The following is a 17,329-nucleotide window of genomic DNA, read 5'->3' on the forward strand; positions in this document are numbered from 1 at the left end:
TTGTCATCAAATACCACCGACGCATTATCAAGGAATTCCTTCTTCCAGTTGCGGAGCAGATTGGGTTGGATGCCGTTTTCGGTTGCAAGTGTATTGAGATCTTTCTCACCCTTCAGGAGCTCAATCACAAGATCTGATTTGAATTTGGCACTAAAGTTTCTTCTTTGTCTGGACATATAATGAACCTCTCTTTTTATACTGATTTTAGTATATCAGATTCATTAAAAACTGTCCGTAAAAGTGTCTTGATTCATGGAACCATTATAGTATATAGGGTATGCGGGCTTTTTCGCTAAGGTGATTAAATTTCCAGTAACACAGCTCTGCATATTGTGATATATTATATACAATATTTAAAGTATTTCAATAGAGGAGATTACGGACATGGATATGGAAGAAAAGAAAGATAATTCGATAAAAGTAATGGTGGCAGCGTATGGTTTGGCTTTCGGTTTTTCCTCGATGGACAGACTGTTGATTCTTATGCTGTTTCCATTCATAATACCCTACTTTGATCTAAACCTTACACAGGCAGGGTGGATAGCCAGTGCAATGGCAGTTGGATATATTATTTGTGCATTGATTGGGGGAGTCCTGTCCGACAAGTTCGGCCGAAAAAAAGTGATTCTGCCTTCCATCATCCTGTTTTCCGTTGGCTCAGCCCTTACCGGTCTGGTTACCGGATTTGCACAGTTGATTGGAATACGTGCGATCGTAGGCGGCGGTCAGGGATTCTTAAATTCTGCCGCGGCTGCACAGATTTCAGAAGAAGCACCCATTGAAAAAAGAGGATTATACTCCGGAATCTATTTTTCCCTCTTTGCTTTGCTCGGAAGCTTCGTGGCTCCAATTTATGCAACGAAAGTGGCTTCCATATGGGGCTGGCAGACGGCATGTGTCCTGACAATTATCCCAGGCATTATTCTTGCGCTTTTAATAAAATTCTTCATAAAAGAATCTAAACGTTTTATTCCAAAAAAGGCATCCGTTGCTTCGGAAGGGGCTGATAGCCCGAAGGGGTCCTGGGCATTGGTATTGAAAAACAAAAATATTGTTGTCATTATCATCCTTGCTGTTTTCGGAATGATATGGCTATGGTGCTGGCTGAGCTTTGGGACAACTTTTTTCGTATCCAAAGGTTATAGCAGCAGCGCTGCCGGCGGTCTTCAATCTGCCATGGGAATCGGCGGATTCATTGGAATGCTGATCATGCCGTCCTTCTCTGACAGGATTGGTCGGAAGAAAGTGCTTTTTCTTGGCTCAATCATTGGAGCAGCGGGGACTTTGGCCATTGCCATGCTCCCTGAGCTTCCTTTTTCCGGCATTTTTTTGATATTCATAGTATCTTCTTTTGCGGCATGGGGAATGTACCCCGTGTTCCTCTCCATTGCCCCGACAGAAAGCATCCCCATGAAATATGCCGCCACCGCCATTGCATTGGTTTCCAGCATTGGTGAAATTGTGGGAACCGTTATCGCTCCTCCCCTGCTTGGTTCAATTGGAGATAATTTTGGTATCACAGCAATTGTTGTTACCGGAGGCGTCGCACTGATTATTGTAGCCATTGTGTCCCTGTTCTTACGCGAAACGGCTCCTCAGGTTATTGCCAGAAGACATACGGATGCGGCGTAAATATCCTTGATTACACAAAAATCATCCCTATGACTGGGATGATTTTTCTTTTTCATTATTTATTTTTTCAAGATTATCCAGTCTGTTCATGATTTCTATCTGCATTTCGATAAGGGAGTCCAGCTTATTATGAATGTCCTCCACAATTATTTCTGCCTTCAAATTGACTTTATAATCATTTTTCGCCCGATACCGGTCCTTTTCTTCCTGTCGGTTTTGACTCATCATTATGACCGGGGCCTGAATTGCAGCCAGACACGACAAAATCAGATTCATAAGAATAAAAGGATATACATCAAATGGTTTTTTGAGAAATACTACATTCAGAACAATCCATATAACCAATATGGAAAAGAACAATATTATAAAATACCAGCTGCCAGCAAATTTTGCAAGCTTGTCAGCTGCCTTCTGACCTTTTGTCAGTCTGTTGTCATGTTCTGATACTGCATTTTCCGAAATCTGCTCGCTCAAAAGCAAATGCAGGGCTTCTTCCTCTTCAGCCATCGCATCATCCTGAAGAATACTTCGAATCAGTTCTAATCCCTTTTCACTCATCTGCTTTACATTCTCCTTTTTGTATGTGTTTTGTACGATATATATTTCAGTTATACTCTCTCACTCATGGAATTTCAACCATTATTTCAAGGCACCATTCCTTTATAAAATTAATGCCGTATCCCCTGGCATGTGAGAATACGACATTTTGTATGATATTATATTTCGGAATATTTTACGGGCTGGCTCTCCATAAATTCTATTATGTCATGTAGTATCCTGGCCAATTCTTTTCTATCCTCTTCGTGTATCCCAAGCATGCTTACCGGGTAACGGCAGACGAGATCGCATGCCACTTCCAAAACATGCAGCTCTTTCAAGGCAAGATATGACCCATAGAGGTCTGCTAATTTCAAATCTTTTTGGTCCCTGACTATTTTATTTTCTTCCATTTTCATTTCTCCCTTTTCAATTGCTGCGAGATATTCGCCTGCATCTATTTAAGCTACTATGTTTTTCTTGAAATGTCAAATATATTTGGGTTGTTCACAATTTGTTCATGGTGTCAGGTACCCAATGTTCCTCCATCCCGAGACATTGCATTGGCCGTATTCATTGTCGCCGACTGCCTCGACAGTACCTGCATTCATTTCGCCTGTATTTAATTTAACCACAAACCCGGATCCGGCCGATATCACTTCAACGAAATACCACTTTGAAACATCCTCCTCTAAAAATCGCCAATAACCGCCGGATACATATTGCCCGCTTGCAATTACTGTCCCGGTCCTTGTCAATCCAGTCAAATAACCAAATTCACCAGATATCGCTATCAGGTTCTCATAGCCTTCGATTCTGTCCTGTGAACCGGATGATCCTTCTCCGGTCCAAACCACCGTACCATCCTTTTTCAAGCCAGCTGTAGCATTTCCAAATGCCTGAACCTGGACTATGTCTTTCCACTCCGAAACATTACACTGGCTGTATTGATTTCTGCCAACAGCTATGACTGTGCCATCATTTTTCAATCCTACTGTATGATGTGAACCCGCAGAAACTGCTGCAATATCTGCCCACCCTGAAACATCGCACTGACCAAATCCATTATAACCAACAGCCACCACAGTGCCATCTGTCTTCAACCCTACCGTGTGATACCTGTCAGCAGATACGGCCCTGATATTCTTCCAAAGAGAAACGTCGCATTGTCCATATTCACCGAATTCATCTGGCTTTCCGGAAACCACAAGAGTTCCGTCACTCTTCAATCCAAACGAGTTCACATCCCCGGCAAATACCGCAACGATATCGGTCCACTGGGTAACTTCGCATTGACCATTCTCATTATTGCCGACAGCAACCACCGTTCCATCCGTTTTCAAACCCAAAGTGTGTTTAAATCCAGCCGAAATCATGTGGTTTTGTTCTGTTATTTCCAGTTCGGTACTTTGTGCGGTGGAAGGAGCTGTGTCAAGCGTGTCTTCAGTAGTGTCAGCAGATGATGCACATCCTGTTGCCAATAAAACAATCAGGACGGGTGCGACCAGAAAATCAATCAATCTGACTCTTTTCATGATAATCTCCTCCGTTTCCTGAAAATCCAGTTACTCTCTGATATAGCCGGCAAGATCTTCTATCCTGGCGATTATTTCATACTCTGGGATTTGCCTGTGCAGCTGACTGTCGTCGGTTATGTTTGTAAAGGGTTTTTGAACAATGTCCGCAAAGTAGATTACCTCGTTTTTTGTCATATCGATTACCGTCATCTCCGTATGCAATGTATACGCATTGTCGCCATTCGTATACTTTCCTGTAACGGCTTCATAAATATTCAGCTGGACAAGAGTATTCAATTCCGCTGCCGATTTCGCCTGAAGTTCCTCCGGAAGCTCAAAATAAATCGGCGAATATTTATAGCCCTCATCTGGAGTCTGGGCTACGCCCGGAGTAAAGTTGTTTTGCACGATAAAAACCTTGCAGGGGGTCACGGGATTTTTTATCTCCGTGAACTCCCCTCCTATCACGGCGTATTCGTCAACTTTGTCGATAAGATCCCTTATTTCCGACTCTTTTTCAGCGAGGATCGTCTCCTTTTCAGTTTGAGTGTCGATGCTCGAGACTTGACAAGCATTAACAGCAATGGCTACGAACGCGACCAATCCTAAAATGGCAATTCTTTGTCTGCTCATAAGGACCCCCTGACTTAGATACAACTATTCTATCCACGGTTGTCAAATCTGTTTTTTAATGCCTTCTCAACTGGGATAATGGTTAATACTACCGCAACCGTCTGAACGGTGCATAAAGCCACCATGACCACACCCTGTATTTCTTCACTTTCATTGCGGAATACAAGCAAAATGGGGACAGTTATTATCAATAAGATGATTCCGCACAGCAGCATCAGCCTGGCCGAATATTTATTGGCGAATTCCCAGGTTTCCTTGCTTTTCATTGATCTGGATGTCCGATATCCTGCGAAGGAGTTTATTTCTTTAGGAGGGTGATTTTTGAACACAACCCCTATCGCGATTATGATAACCGGAATCATGGTACCAAAAAATAAATTAAACCAAAAGGACAATATCACGTCAGCTTTACCGGCTTTCCATCCCTGAACTCCCCTTCGTATTCGTCTTCGCTGGAAGTGGTGAACTTTCCATGGCCATTGAAGCTGCCGTCCTTAAACTCACCCTCATACCTGTCCCCGCCGGCACTACTCTGTACTCCATATCCATTATATTTGTCATCCGAGAATTCACCTTCATATTTATCCCCATTTGAATAGTAATGTATCCCTCGTCCGTGGCGTTTTCCGTCCTTGAACCCACCTTCATATCTATCCCCGCCTGGCCATATCAATATCCCCTGTCCGTTTTCTTTATCACCGGCGTATTCACCTTCATAAACCTGCCCGTTTGCCAGCATTAGCTTTCCCCTGCCGTTTTTCACCCCATCGGTCCAGCTTCCTGTGTACGTGAACCCGGCCGATTTACATGTATATGTCAGCTGTCCGTCAGGCCGGTCATTCTTGAATCCGCCTTCGTATCTGTCCCCATTCGTCAAAATCAATACTCCCTGTCCATTGAATTTATCATCGGCGAACTCGCCTTCATATCTGTCTCCCCCGGCGTATATCAGCGTCCCTTGGCCGTACCGTAATCCATCCTTGAATCCTCCTGCATATTTATCTCCGGCTGCTGTGGTCAGAGTGCCCTGTCCATCAAATTTTCCGTTCTTAAATCCTCCCGTATATGCAGCGCCGTTTGCATACGACTTTGTCCCCTGACCGTCGTACAGGCCCTCTTTCCATTCACCCGAATAGACATCCCCGGAGGAACCATAGATATACGTTCCAAATCCATCCTCCTTGTTGGCTTTCCAGGCTCCTTCGTATTTATCCCCATCCGGCCAGGTCACAGTTCCCTGACCATGGTACAGTCCATCCTTCAGCTCCCCTACGTATCTGCTGCCGTCCGCATATACGAGGTTTTTTATGGTTCCCGTCTCTTCTTTCCTGACTTCTTCCTCCGCTTTCTCCCTGGCGGGTTCCGGTATGATCTCCTGCTTCACGCTTTCTTCTGTTGATTTCTTGAACAATTTAGAAAATATACCCATATGTAAGCCTCCCTTCTATTACGAATACCTGTCTATTTGTCCTTCCTGACCTTTGCCTTATGCAGAAAATCCGCTGCTTTTTCATATTCCCCTTTATCCGTATAAACCTTAGAAAGACAGGCCCATGTCTTCCATAAATCGTGATATCCCTCACCGAACCTCTCTTCCTGCTTATGCATTACCTTTTCAAGCAGTCCGACAGCCTTGTCAAATTCTTTATTCTCCGAATAATCCAGAGCGAGATTCGTCCACATTGTCCATAAGTCCGGATTCTCATCCCCATACTTCTGCTCCTGCTTTTCGGTAACCTTCTGGAGCAGCTCGATAGACTTCTCCAGCTCTCCTTTTTCCTTGTAGGCAGAAGACAGATTGCTCCAGGATCTCCACAGCCCCGGGAATTCCGTGCCATACCGTTCCTCTCTTTTCGCAGTTACCCTTTGAAGCAGGTCGATGGCTTTATCCCATTCGCCTTTTGAAAGATATGCATTGGCGAGGTTGTTCCACATAGTCCATAAAACAGGGTCATCTTCACCGAACCGGTCTTCTTGCTTAGCGATTGTCTTCCGGAGCAGGTTTATGGCTTCCTCGAATTCTCCTTTCCCCCTCAATGCCTCTGCCAGGGCATTCCATGTTTTCCATAAACCAGGATTCTCTTCTCCGTGTTTCTGCTCTTCTTCAGCAGCTACTCTTTGGAACAGCCCAACAGCCTTGTCATATTCGCCCTTTGCCAAATATGCGGCTGCCAGCCCGTGCCGGACTGTCCACAAATCCTGACTCTCTTCCCTGTAAGCATTCCCTCTCTTTTCTTCCACCTTTTGAAACAGGCCGATGGCCTTATCCCATTCGCCTTTTGAGAGGTATGCATTCGCCAAATGCTCCCACATTATCCACAGATTCGGCTCATCCTCCCCATATCTATGTAGGGTCTCCGATTCCTGCTCCTCAAACAGCCTTATGCTCAGCTCATTTTCACCATTCACCAGAAACAGCCAGCCCAGCATATCTTTCAGCTTGACGTCTGTCTTTATTGTATCCTTGATTTTCTCATAAAAATCGGAAAAGCCAATGCCCATTTCCTTAAAATTCTTAAAATATCCTGACATCTCATTTTCATAGTAGCTGAGCATCCAGTATAGAATCTTTGGATTGCTGACCGCATCAAGCAATTCCTCCCACTTCCCGAGCCTCGCCAAATGATAGGTCAGCTCTTCCGCATGATGCAGGTCGGCTTCCGTGGGGGCCTTCCGGATTGCCTGGTTAAAATAGGCGGCCATCTGCTCCCTGTACTCCCTTTCGCGATCCCCGTATTTTTTCTGAACTGCATTTTTCAGGTATGCATGATGGAAGGCATATTTCCCGCTGATTCGGATAAGATTATCTTCGATTACGGAAAATAGGCTCTGAAATTCTGTTCCTGATAGTGACTTTCCCTGTTCTTCGCTGACCAGATCGACAAGTTCTTTGTAATATATGCCTTTTCTGGTCAGTTCTATCAACGACAGCATCTGTTCTGTCAAATGCTTTCCATAATCATTCTCGTACCTTGTATACAGTTTAATGAAGAGTTCCTCCATAGAATGGCTTGAAAGCAGCAGCGTAATTATTCCAAGCACACTGTCCGGCGAAAAATTTTTCTGACGGATTTCATCCTCCGAATAAATATCTTTTCTTCCGCTCCGTATCAGTTCCTGCAGAATCAGATACACAAACAAAGGGTTGTTCCCCAATTCATCTGTTCTGCCCATCAGGGCCGCTCGCCCTTCCTCTGACATGCTTCTTGCGGATTTTATCAGATATTCATTGATAAAATTCTCCTTCTCCTTCGTTGTGAATCCGGTTATCCGGTATTCGTTCACTGGCAGCTCCCGTTTTCCCGGCCTGATTGAACCGGTACTCGTAACTATCATACCAATCGGGAAATGGGTGCTGGCAGGTATCCAGCCCATGCTGCCGGAATAATCCGTCAACTGATCCATACCATCGATAATGATCAGGGCTGGGCCATTTATATAGCTCAACCAGGTTTCAAACTGAATCCGCAGTTCACTCTCTTGCGGAATTTCCCGTTCAATGCCGAATTCTTTTTTTATACTTGTGAGCAGCTGTTTTATAAGATTGCTCTGGGTCGTAATGTTATTCTGAAGCCCTATATAAATCTTAATCACCTTCAGCTGTGTATACGCCTCCAGGCGTTTTGACCAGCGGGCAATCATAGTGCTCTTTCCTGTCCCTGAGGGACCTGTGATAAAGAGCGGCTGAATCTCTTCCTGCTCCGTCTTCCCAAGCAGCAGCTCCAGATAACGGTCGAGAATCTTTTCGGCTTCCCTTCCGACATATCCTTTCGTTTTCTGTTTTTCAAAGCTTATGATTTCCAACAGCCGGAGTTCATCCTCCGTCAAATCAACCGTCGGGATTTTTCCCTGCTGCTCTAACTCCTCTATCAGCATTTCCATGTCTTTCAGGATTGATTCACCAAGGCTGGCTGGATTTTTGAATGTTTTTTCACATGCCTTGCCTGATCCGATAAGCCTTTTTCTCAGAGCTTTTTGTTTAGTCACAGCTTCTTTGAAGAGAGTCTGCATCACCTGCCTGTTTCTGGCACAGGCTGCATAGTTCTCTGCACTATCCTGATAAACATCTTCATCGCCAATATAAAAACGGTAGTCGATAGGAGCGTCTTGCCTCTCCAGGGTACCGAAAAGTATCTCCATTTCTGTCATACTCTTTCGCTGTGACAGGTAAGAAGCAATTTTCTCCCTATTTCTTTTATAAAAATCCGTCTCCAGATCTACGTCTTCCAGCTCCGGAATCCATCCGTATCTGCCTCCGATTATCCCGATAAAGAAAGGATAACAGCGATCCACTTCTTTCAAACAGATCTCCAGCGTGTTTTTATTGATATTCCGCTCTCCGCACTTCCCCGCGGCCGCCCGCTCTTCCGGCTGGATTCCCCAGCGCAGGTCTATAACATTGAGATCCACCCCTCGTCTTCTGAGCCTGGCCGCAAAAACCGGGAATATCCTATTCATAAGGTACTTCCGCTCGTCATTTAAATCCATGAAAGTGGAGGATATGAATATCCGTATTTCCTGTATGGCCGGACTGCTCACCACTGCATGTGTTACACTCTTTACTTTTTCTTTGGTGAATTCTTCTTCATATCGATTTTCATATCCGTACTTCAGCTTTCCGTCTTCAAACTCCCCCTCTTTTCTTGTTCCGTCAGCATATGTCAGTATTCCATATCCATGGAATACCCCCTTTTCCCACTTGCCTTCATATTTGTCTCCGGATCTATAATGCAGTGTCCCAAGCCCATTAAATTTTCCATCCTTGAATTCCCCTTCATATTTATCTCCATTTGCAGAAATCCAGATTCCACGTCCATGGAAATTATAATTCCTGAATCCCCCGACATACTTGTCTCCGTTTGCAAATATCCTGGTCCCCTGCCCATTCGGTTTCCCTTTTATCCATTCGCCCTCGTATTTATTTCCATCGCTATAGGAAAAGATACCATAACCATGAAATTTTCCCTCCTCAAAACTTCCCTCATACCGGTCACCGTTCACATAGGTTTTTGTCCCCTGCCCGCTTCGCAGGCCGTCTTTGAACTCCCCTTCGTATCTATCGCCGTTGCTAAAGAATTCCGCCCCTTTTCCGTGAGGTTTCCCATCCTTAAATTCTCCGATATATTTTTTTCCACCTGCAAAAGTCACTTCCCCATAGGCGTTTCCAGATTCATTTGAAAATATACTCATCCAACATACCTCCATAGGATAATCCTGCCTGGATACTTAAACCACAATCACAACCTGTATACTTTAAGCCCTATACTTTGAAGCAATGGAATGATGTTTCGTACATTCTCGCGATTGAATTCCCTGTACTCTTCAGGCAATTTATCCCATGGAATGAGGCAGGGATGGGATTTCTTCTCATCGTCCCTTACAGCAGCATAAACCCATCCATTTTTCACATGTTCTCTTACCCAGTCTGCGTGCTCCCATACCGCCATCGCCTCAATTTCATCTTCCGTGAAGGATTCAACCGCTCTGACAAGGATATCCGGGGATGCAAAACCACAGTTTACAATCGCAAGCTTATCAACAATTGCGCTCGCCTGTCTGAAATTCTGCATCACTTCATCTTCCCCCAGCGCCTCCCAGGCGACCGCTGCCGGTCCTGTTTTCCCTTTCCTCACCATTTCTTTAAGGTATTGGGTATGGGAAGCTTTTGCCAGAGCCTCAATATTTGACACCAGCTGCCGCAGAGGCATCCTGATTTTAACTGCAGGCTCTGAACCGAAATTTATCACCGCATCCAACAAAAACCCTTCCATAAAAAGAGCCCCCATGTCCAGGCGCTCACAAATAATATTTCTCTTTTTTTCTTTAAACGAGCAGCATAAATCCCTGCTTTCGTCGCTGGATTCAAAGCGTTCCATATGGTATTGCACAGAAAGCCTGTCATTTGAAATTTCAATATTGGCAACGCATGCCACAAAATCAGCTTTATCCGTCCGGGTATACGTCTCACGGTGCCATTCCTGCAGTTCATCACACAGAATCAGCAGATAAGCCAGTGGGTGCGCCGATGCCTTAAGCGGACCAATACCCGCAAATTCCTTTATCAGTATATTTCCGTAATAATTATGGAGAAAAATCGCACTGGCACTGTCAATCACAGAAGGAAAAATACTGCTGTTGATGCCGTTTTGCTGGATCAGCGATGCATACCAGCGCAGGATGATAAGTGCGCTGAAAAAACCATGATCGACAAAACCGCTTTTTCTCATATTCTCCGGCAGACCATCAAGAAGTTCTTTTATCCGGGCAAAGTCCAGTCCAAGCCTTTCATGGAGGCTGACCGCGATTATATCCAGTGCCTTTCGTGGATTCACAACGGAATCAGGAGCGCTGCCATTCCCGGCCCACTCCGACAGTGTATTGAAGCTGTCAAAGTTGCTTATGAAAACCTGTGCCTGTATTTTGGGTGAAGTACTGCCCGGAATATCAGCCGCATTTTCAAAAAACATCTCCAGCTGTTTTGAGATGATTTCCACCGGATACCCTATATCGTGAAACAGAGAGGCAAGTCCCCATCTGAAGAAGAACTCCTCCTGCACGGATGAGAAATACATTCCGGCTTTTGTATCCTGCCCAAAATAATTCCGCAGCGAAGAATTCCGGGAATACATGCAAAGCCCCAGTAAAAAGACGTTGACAGAATGGATATAGTGATCTCTTTGCTTCCTGACCAGAGATCCGGTGCCTTCCTCATAGTTCTTCATCATGTCCAGGAGATCAATGAACGTGTCTCCTCTCTGCGAAAAACGATATGCGTAGCAGAACGACATGTATACCCGAAGTGCTGTGTCGCCGTTTTCATTGTCTAAAAAAGCCTCCACAGTCTGCCTTATATAAACCTTATGGAATTGGCCGTTTTTTCCGTCTCCGTCCAGAGCCAGGGTGGAAAAAAACTTTCTGATATCGTTCAATGATAAGCCCATGGAATTGCCCCCTTTCCATGTGTTTCAATCAATCAGGAATGATTTTATAACCCAGTTTAATAATCAGTTTCAGGGTTTCCAACGCAGTATTGCGGTCATATTCCTTTTCGCTTTCGGGCAACTCGGAATAAGGCACCAGACACGGATGGGTCTTCGCTTCATCGTTCCGCTCTCCGCCATATGTCCAGCCGTCAGCCAGGCGGCCAGCAGCCCAGATGTTATGGACATTTTCAGCCAGCCACTCATTCAGCCTGGCAATATCATCAGGCAGAATTACATCCGACGTGTCAACAGGTTCTGGAATGTGCATACAATCAACCCCTTTTTTAAGTTAATTCACGAATATTATAGTTACATTTTATCATATAACCTTCGCAATAAACACAATAATTGCTCACAGCTGTGTCCTGTTCTCATTGAGCCTTCTGCATGGCTGTATTTCATGCTATAATTACTGCATAGAAGATTGAAATAAATTGCGCTCTTTTATGAGGGGAAGTGAGGAATTGATGAAAAAAATCCCGCCAAAAACCCAAAAATGGTATTACTTAAGCATACCTATCCTGTTTTTTTTCGGATCTATTTTTCATTTTTTATACGATTTGTCTGGCAATTCTCCGATAATCGGGGCTATTTCTGCTGTGAACGAAAGCGTATGGGAACACCAGAAAATGGTTCTGCTGCCAGTTACAAGCTGGTGGGTCCTATATTTTCTAATTAAAGGGAAGAAAAATCAAATCAACAAAAGGAATTGGTTCACCGGATTAGCCGCTTCGCTGGGTGTCTCGATACTGGCAATACCTTTTTCCTTTTATTTTTACTCAGGAGCATTTGGGGTAAGCCTTATAATCGTAGATGTCTTTATATTGCTTCTGGCTGTTGCAGCTGGCCAGTGTATTGGAATCCATCTGTACAAGCATTCGACAGGCTTGCCTCTTTATGCCTCCATAATACTTATCATCCTGATTATCCTCATTTTTATCATTTTCACCTTCAATGCTCCACACTTGCCCTGGTTCAGGGACAGTATGACCGGTCGATATGGCATGTAATGATGACTGGGGGGTCTGACCCCCTGAACTAAAAACAACACGAAAATGCTGCTGATATATATTCTCAATATATGGAATTCATTGGAATCATGTTCCAACATGTACAAGGCCAGTTGTTTCGGAACCATTTTCTCCACATGAAATTAGGATATCCTTTTTCGTTTCTTTCACAAACCCAATTTTCTCCTATTCCTGCCCAGCCATATAGTACCACATCATTTGAAGCGCCTGACTGCATCAGGCGCTTAGCCATTACAAGCTGGCATGGGCGTAGAAATATTTCTTCGCTATTTCCGCTGCGACCACATACAGAGCGGTAAGGCCGATCAGCGCTGCAATGACCCAGGCCGGCAAAGGTGTGAACCCCAGAAAATGGTTGAATGGAAGATATGGAAGAGCAAATGTCACTACACTAGTGGCAATCGTCAGCCACAGCAGCGCTTTTCCAGGCCGGCTTTTATAAAAGGCGAACCGGGTCCGTACCACAAGCGCAATAACTAGCTCTGTCAGCAGCGATTCGATGAACCAGGCCGTCTGGAACTGGGACTCCGTAGCCTTTAGTATAAAAAGGAGCATACCAAACGTGGCATAATCGAATACTGAACTCACAAGTCCGAAGATAATCATAAAATTGCGGATGAAGCGCATGTTCCAGCGGTGAGGTGTTTTTATTTGGTCTTCATCCACATTGTCACCAGGAATCCCGATGGCAGGAATGTCTGAAAGGAAATTATTCAGCAGGATCTGTTTTGCCAGCAATGGCAGGAACGGAAGGAACAGAGAGGCACCAGCCATACTAAGCATGTTGCCAAAATTAGCGCTGGTGGTTGTAAAAATATATTTCAGGGTATTGGCAAATGTTCGTCTGCCTTCTTTGATTCCTGACACCAGCAGGTCCAGGTCCTGACTGAGAAGCACAAAATCCGCAGCATCCTTTGCAACATCTACGGCCTGTTCTACTGAAATTCCAACATCTGCGGAATGCAGCGCAGGCGCATCATTGATTCCATCCCCCATATAGCCGACTACATGCCCCATCTTCCGCAAAGCAAGTATGATCCGTTCCTTCTGGACCGGGTCAACCTCAGCGAATACGGTCATGCGTTCGGCAGCATGCCATAGGGCCTCATCGTTCATCTCCTTGATTTCATTGGCGGTAATGATTCCTTCAACCGGCAGCCCCACAGACTCCGCCAGATGACGGGCTACCAGGTGGTTGTCCCCTGTGATTACTTTGATCTGGACACCCAGCTGCTTCAGCGACTCGATTGTCGCGGCGACACCAGGCTTTGGTGGATCGAAGAACAGGAGAAATCCGCTGAAAGTCATTTCGCGTTCATCCAGTTTCACTGTATATTCTGCTTTTCGAGCCACTTCCCGCGCAGCGATGCCAAGCACCCGGTAGCCCTGCTCGCTCCATCCAGCAAACTGCTTTTTAATTTCCGCTCTATGTCCTTCATTAAATGGCACGGCGTCTTTGCCAACCTGAATAGAGGTGCAAATAGAGAGAACATTATCGAGGGCTCCTTTGGAAATCAGCAACGGCCTGATTGCTGTCCCCGGATCGGAATCCACCACTACGCTGAGGCGTTTGCGTTGGAAATCGTAAGGAATCTCCTCCAGTTTATCGATTCCCGTTACATCTGTATGCTTACTCGCCAGAATTGCCTCATCAAGAGGATTGGCTATACCAGTCTGGAATGCCGCATTCAGAAATGCCAGACGCATCACATCCTCCGATGGAGCCCCTGCGGTATCGAGGGCGCCGTCCAGACTTACCACTCCTACCGTAATCGTGCCCGTCTTGTCGGTGCAGAGGATATCCATGCTCCCCAGATTTTCAATGGCATTCAGCTGTCGCACGATCACTCCGGATTTGGACATAAGCTGTGCACCCTTTGACAGATTGATCGTTATTATCGCCGGCAAAAGTTCCGGGGCGATGCCTACTGCGAGCGCAATGGCAAACAGCAGGGAATCGATAGGAGGTTTATTCAGGATAATATTAATAATTAAAACGGCCACCACCAGGACGGTCATAATTTTTGTAAGCAAAATACCGAATTTCCGTATTCCGTGTTCGAATTCTGTTTCCGGCGGTCTGAGCTTCAGCCTTTCCGCAATTTCACCAAACATGGTGTCTGCTCCGGTCCGCACAACGAGTGCTTTCGCCGTTCCGCTCCGGACATTTGTGCCCATAAACACGGAATTGATGCGTTCAGTCAACTCTGCGTCTGCTGGAACCGGGCCCTCTTTCTTTTCTACCGGAAAAGTCTCTCCGGTAAGGACTGCCTGATTTACGAAGAAATCCTTGGCATCCAGCACAATTCCATCTGCCGGAATCAGACTTCCTGCTGAAAGCATCAGGATATCACCAGGTACAATCTGTCCCGCCGGTATGCTCATCGGTTTTCCGTCCCTTAGCACCACAGCCTTTGTGACCACCTGAGCCTGAAGTCTCTCAACCGCCTTGCCGGCTCTGAATTCCTGCACAAAGCTGAGCAGTCCGCTTGCAAGTACAATGAGAATAACTATGATTGCATCTGTCCATTCCCCCGCAACGAGGGATACAACGGCCGCAAAAAGAAGAATCAAAACCAGAGGACTGGTAAATTGTTTGGCCAGTGACTGAAATGTTGTAAATCGCCTGCGCGGCTTCAGTACATTCGGACCCACTTTCTGAAGACGTCTGCCTGCCTCCTCCGTGCTGATGCCGTCCGGAGTGCTTTCCATTTCATGAAGGATTTTCGAGGTATCAAGATTCCAATAGGTATTCATCAATTGTTTCCCCTTTCAGGCAGTGCCGGGTTTTTTCAATGTATAGCTCGTCTACCTTTGTAAACCCTTTCTCTTCCAAGAATGATTAATCATTGTACTCTTCAAATACATCCTTTAAAATATAATAAGACGGTTTTAACCTCTCATGGTAAGTCGGCATTTCCCAGGATTCCCAGGAATAAGGTTTCATTCCGATAGAAAGCAGATCCGAAGACTGGGCTTTCTGTATGCCGGCGCCAAGACGAATTTCCTTGATTGTTTCCGCCTCAATGGATTGATTTTTATACAGATCGCTGATTATCTGCTTGGTCGATGGATCCATGACATTCAGCAGCTGCCAGGCAATCCTTATCTCTACATTTCCATCCTTCACAGAAAAATCCGTCAGGGAGTTATACCCCTCATGCCCGGGGTTTGCATCCCCAAACCGTAAGATTCCGGTCTCATATTTAGAGAAGGGTATGGTTTCATTCGTCTGGGGAAGATGGATTTCGCTGCTCAAACATAGGTTTATCCCATTAAAGATCCCACTATTCTTTTGGCTGTATTCCGGATGTTTCTCCAGCATTTTCAGCTTTTCGGCATATAAGTAATAAAAAGAGTCATAATAAGCATCCACCAGGATTCTGGAATCCTCTTTCCCGCTAATCTGGATCAGGAAATCTGCCGGGCTGTCCAATGCAATCTGGCCGCCTTCCGCCTGCGCGTTGCCTTGCCCCTGGATCGTATCTACGGGGATGTATAACGTATCCCGGGTAAAATCATAATCTTTCGTTTTAGCCAAAATGTACAGATATTTTTCATCCGATTTCACATACAGACTGTTCCCATCCCAGGTGTAAAGAGGGGAGTCGCCACTCCAGTCGACGACATCGCCGTCCACATAACAGATACTCTCTTTTTCGCCCGGATCAAAGGCCATCAGTCCAAATTCCTGCTCGTTGGTCTGGGGGTTGGACCAGAAGGGCCGACGGTCGGCCACATCAAAATCCACAGTATTCCAGGTTCGTTTAAACCATTCATCCTGCCAGCTGAAAACTATGGCTCCGCAGTAGCCCTCCGCCGAAATATCCTGAAGAAGGTCGGCCAGGATTTCTCCCTGCTGCTTTTCGTCGATAAAGCCCTGGTTGTAACCTGAAAACCTGTTTTCATGGGCCTTTCCTCTTGATGCCGGCACCCCAAACTCAGCCACAAGCACCGGCATTGTATGACGGGCGATCAAATCCTTGAGATAGGCTTCATATGTATTGATGTTGCCCTCTTCATCCCTGTAGCTGCCATAGTCGACCTGATAGTTCATAAAGTCAGGGTAGTAGGGGTAGATATGATACGATGCGAAAAGTCCGGATTTATATTCTTTCTGCGGTTTAATATGCTCCATATTTACCACGGAAAAATCTTCCATTTCATAAGGTTCATTGGGATGATCCAGCATATCTGTCGTCAGCCAGTTTGTAAAACTCAAAGCGCGGGTCATCTTATAGCTGGATGCTTCATATTCGAGTACATTGTCTCCCACCTCGCACAAAAACGCCTCGAAAGGAGACGCCCCTTCGGTAGCCAAAAATCTCCCGGAATAATCGCTTCTACCCGGATTCTCTTGGTTTGTGCTGTCCACAAATTCAGGATCCCATTCGATACCCAGTATCCAGCCTATAACATATTCCGAAACGTCGCTTTTATATTCTCCGCTGGCAAATCCAGGCTTTGCAGGCAGCGTTGCATTGCCGTGGATTATATCTACCAGATTCATCGCATCCTTCATGAATTCATTCATGATCTGGTCATTGTTGGCATACGCATCATTCAAAGCGGCAATATCTTCCTCCTTTACCCAGACTCCCTGCATAAGGTAAAGAGGTTTTTCTGCCTTTCTGTTAAAATCATACAGGGCGTCATAAAATTCCGGCTTAAGGGTCGTATAAACCCTTATCACCTCGGCATTCATGTCACTGATATATTGAAACCAGCGCATGTATTCCTCTTTTGTTATGGCCAACTCGCCGGGGAAATATCCCGGCTTGGCCGATCCCATGTTTACTCCCGTCAGGAAATTCTTCTGCCACTTCCCATCCTCATAAATCAGAAAGTCTTTGCCCTCAACCTTAGATATATATTTCAGCCCATTTTCCTCATAGATGTCATTTGCGGGACTTCTCAGGAATAAAATGCCGCCGACCGCCAAGGCAATGACTATACTTGTGATTCCAAAAAGCTTTCTGTTTTTTGTCACTGGATT

The 17,329-nt window shown here is 45.4% G+C and carries 14 protein-coding genes; 2 read left to right on the top strand and 12 right to left on the bottom strand.

The window, feature by feature from the left end; all coding sequences use genetic code 11:
• Positions 1-176 (bottom strand): transposase (locus tag BUA79_RS12925; RefSeq protein WP_143147908.1); only part of this gene is annotated, 176 nt, incomplete at its 3' end.
• Between the two features lie 208 nt (positions 177-384).
• Here BUA79_RS12925 and BUA79_RS10295 point away from each other — a divergent pair.
• On the top strand, positions 385-1,632 hold the full coding sequence (locus BUA79_RS10295) for an MFS transporter (RefSeq protein ID WP_073994345.1): 1,248 nt from the start codon (positions 385-387) through the stop codon (positions 1,630-1,632).
• 27 nt (positions 1,633-1,659) lie between these two features.
• Here BUA79_RS10295 and BUA79_RS10300 read toward each other — a convergent pair whose 3' ends face one another.
• From BUA79_RS10300 to BUA79_RS10340, 9 genes are all read right to left on the bottom strand, one after another.
• Positions 1,660-2,190 (bottom strand): DUF1003 domain-containing protein, encoded by a 531-nt coding sequence (locus tag BUA79_RS10300; RefSeq protein ID WP_073994346.1) that lies wholly within the window; start codon positions 2,188-2,190, stop codon positions 1,660-1,662.
• Positions 2,191-2,348: 158 nt separating this feature from the next.
• Positions 2,349-2,582: a hypothetical protein gene (locus tag BUA79_RS10305; RefSeq protein WP_073994347.1), complete on the bottom strand. Its 234-nt coding sequence runs from the start codon at positions 2,580-2,582 to the stop codon at positions 2,349-2,351.
• Between the two features lie 105 nt (positions 2,583-2,687).
• Positions 2,688-3,704 carry an RCC1 domain-containing protein gene (locus tag BUA79_RS10310; RefSeq protein WP_242941685.1) on the bottom strand — a complete coding sequence of 339 codons (1,017 nt, stop codon included), beginning with the start codon at positions 3,702-3,704 and terminating at the stop codon, positions 2,688-2,690.
• A 30-nt stretch (positions 3,705-3,734) separates the two neighbouring features.
• Complete coding sequence (locus BUA79_RS10315) at positions 3,735-4,319, bottom strand: hypothetical protein (RefSeq protein ID WP_073994348.1); 585 nt, start codon at positions 4,317-4,319, stop codon at positions 3,735-3,737.
• A 29-nt stretch (positions 4,320-4,348) separates the two neighbouring features.
• Entirely contained in the window at positions 4,349-4,681 is a 333-nt protein-coding gene (locus tag BUA79_RS12590) for an SdpI family protein (RefSeq protein WP_278308919.1), read from the bottom strand.
• Positions 4,682-4,716: 35 nt separating this feature from the next.
• A complete protein-coding gene (locus BUA79_RS10325) occupies positions 4,717-5,748 on the bottom strand; it encodes an MORN repeat-containing protein (protein ID WP_094757425.1) in 1,032 nt (343 codons plus the stop codon).
• Positions 5,749-5,780: 32 nt separating this feature from the next.
• Positions 5,781-9,509 carry a tetratricopeptide repeat protein gene (locus BUA79_RS10330; protein ID WP_073994349.1) on the bottom strand — a complete coding sequence of 1,243 codons (3,729 nt, stop codon included), beginning with the start codon at positions 9,507-9,509 and terminating at the stop codon, positions 5,781-5,783.
• 47 nt (positions 9,510-9,556) lie between these two features.
• Positions 9,557-11,260 (bottom strand): RyR domain-containing protein, encoded by a 1,704-nt coding sequence (locus BUA79_RS10335; RefSeq protein WP_073994350.1) that lies wholly within the window; start codon positions 11,258-11,260, stop codon positions 9,557-9,559.
• Between the two features lie 28 nt (positions 11,261-11,288).
• Positions 11,289-11,570 (bottom strand): RyR domain-containing protein, encoded by a 282-nt coding sequence (locus BUA79_RS10340; RefSeq protein WP_073994351.1) that lies wholly within the window; start codon positions 11,568-11,570, stop codon positions 11,289-11,291.
• Positions 11,571-11,769: 199 nt separating this feature from the next.
• Here BUA79_RS10340 and BUA79_RS10345 point away from each other — a divergent pair, with 199 nt between their 5' ends.
• Positions 11,770-12,312: a DUF6512 family protein gene (locus BUA79_RS10345; RefSeq protein ID WP_073994352.1), complete on the top strand. Its 543-nt coding sequence runs from the start codon at positions 11,770-11,772 to the stop codon at positions 12,310-12,312.
• A gap of 252 nt (positions 12,313-12,564) precedes the next feature.
• On the opposite strand, the gene mgtA is transcribed toward BUA79_RS10345, so the two are convergent.
• Entirely contained in the window at positions 12,565-15,090 is a 2,526-nt protein-coding gene (gene mgtA / locus BUA79_RS10350; RefSeq protein WP_073994353.1) for a magnesium-translocating P-type ATPase, read from the bottom strand.
• 85 nt (positions 15,091-15,175) lie between these two features.
• Positions 15,176-17,323, bottom strand: coding sequence for a family 2 glycosyl transferase (locus tag BUA79_RS10355; protein ID WP_073994354.1), 2,148 nt, complete (start codon positions 17,321-17,323; stop codon positions 15,176-15,178).
• Positions 17,324-17,329: the final 6 nt, after the last annotated feature.

It is taken from the genome of Parasporobacterium paucivorans DSM 15970, assembly GCF_900141895.1.
Lineage (GTDB): Bacteria > Bacillota > Clostridia > Lachnospirales > Lachnospiraceae > Parasporobacterium > Parasporobacterium paucivorans.

Bases quoted from the DNA above. Each gene is read 5' to 3' on its own strand.
- BUA79_RS10295 (WP_073994345.1), top strand. From the start codon at position 385: ATGGATATGGAAGAAAAGAAAGATAATTCGATAAAAGTAATGGTGGCA.
- BUA79_RS10300 (WP_073994346.1), bottom strand. From the start codon at position 2,190: ATGAGTGAAAAGGGATTAGAACTGATTCGAAGTATTCTTCAGGATGAT.
- BUA79_RS10305 (WP_073994347.1), bottom strand. From the start codon at position 2,582: ATGGAAGAAAATAAAATAGTCAGGGACCAAAAAGATTTGAAATTAGCA.
- BUA79_RS10310 (WP_242941685.1), bottom strand. From the start codon at position 3,704: ATGAAAAGAGTCAGATTGATTGATTTTCTGGTCGCACCCGTCCTGATT.
- BUA79_RS10315 (WP_073994348.1), bottom strand. From the start codon at position 4,319: ATGAGCAGACAAAGAATTGCCATTTTAGGATTGGTCGCGTTCGTAGCC.
- BUA79_RS12590 (WP_278308919.1), bottom strand. From the start codon at position 4,681: ATGATTCCGGTTATCATAATCGCGATAGGGGTTGTGTTCAAAAATCAC.
- BUA79_RS10325 (WP_094757425.1), bottom strand. From the start codon at position 5,748: ATGGGTATATTTTCTAAATTGTTCAAGAAATCAACAGAAGAAAGCGTG.
- BUA79_RS10330 (WP_073994349.1), bottom strand. From the start codon at position 9,509: ATGAGTATATTTTCAAATGAATCTGGAAACGCCTATGGGGAAGTGACT.
- BUA79_RS10335 (WP_073994350.1), bottom strand. From the start codon at position 11,260: ATGGGCTTATCATTGAACGATATCAGAAAGTTTTTTTCCACCCTGGCT.
- BUA79_RS10340 (WP_073994351.1), bottom strand. From the start codon at position 11,570: ATGCACATTCCAGAACCTGTTGACACGTCGGATGTAATTCTGCCTGAT.
- BUA79_RS10345 (WP_073994352.1), top strand. From the start codon at position 11,770: ATGAAAAAAATCCCGCCAAAAACCCAAAAATGGTATTACTTAAGCATA.
- mgtA (WP_073994353.1), bottom strand. From the start codon at position 15,090: ATGAATACCTATTGGAATCTTGATACCTCGAAAATCCTTCATGAAATG.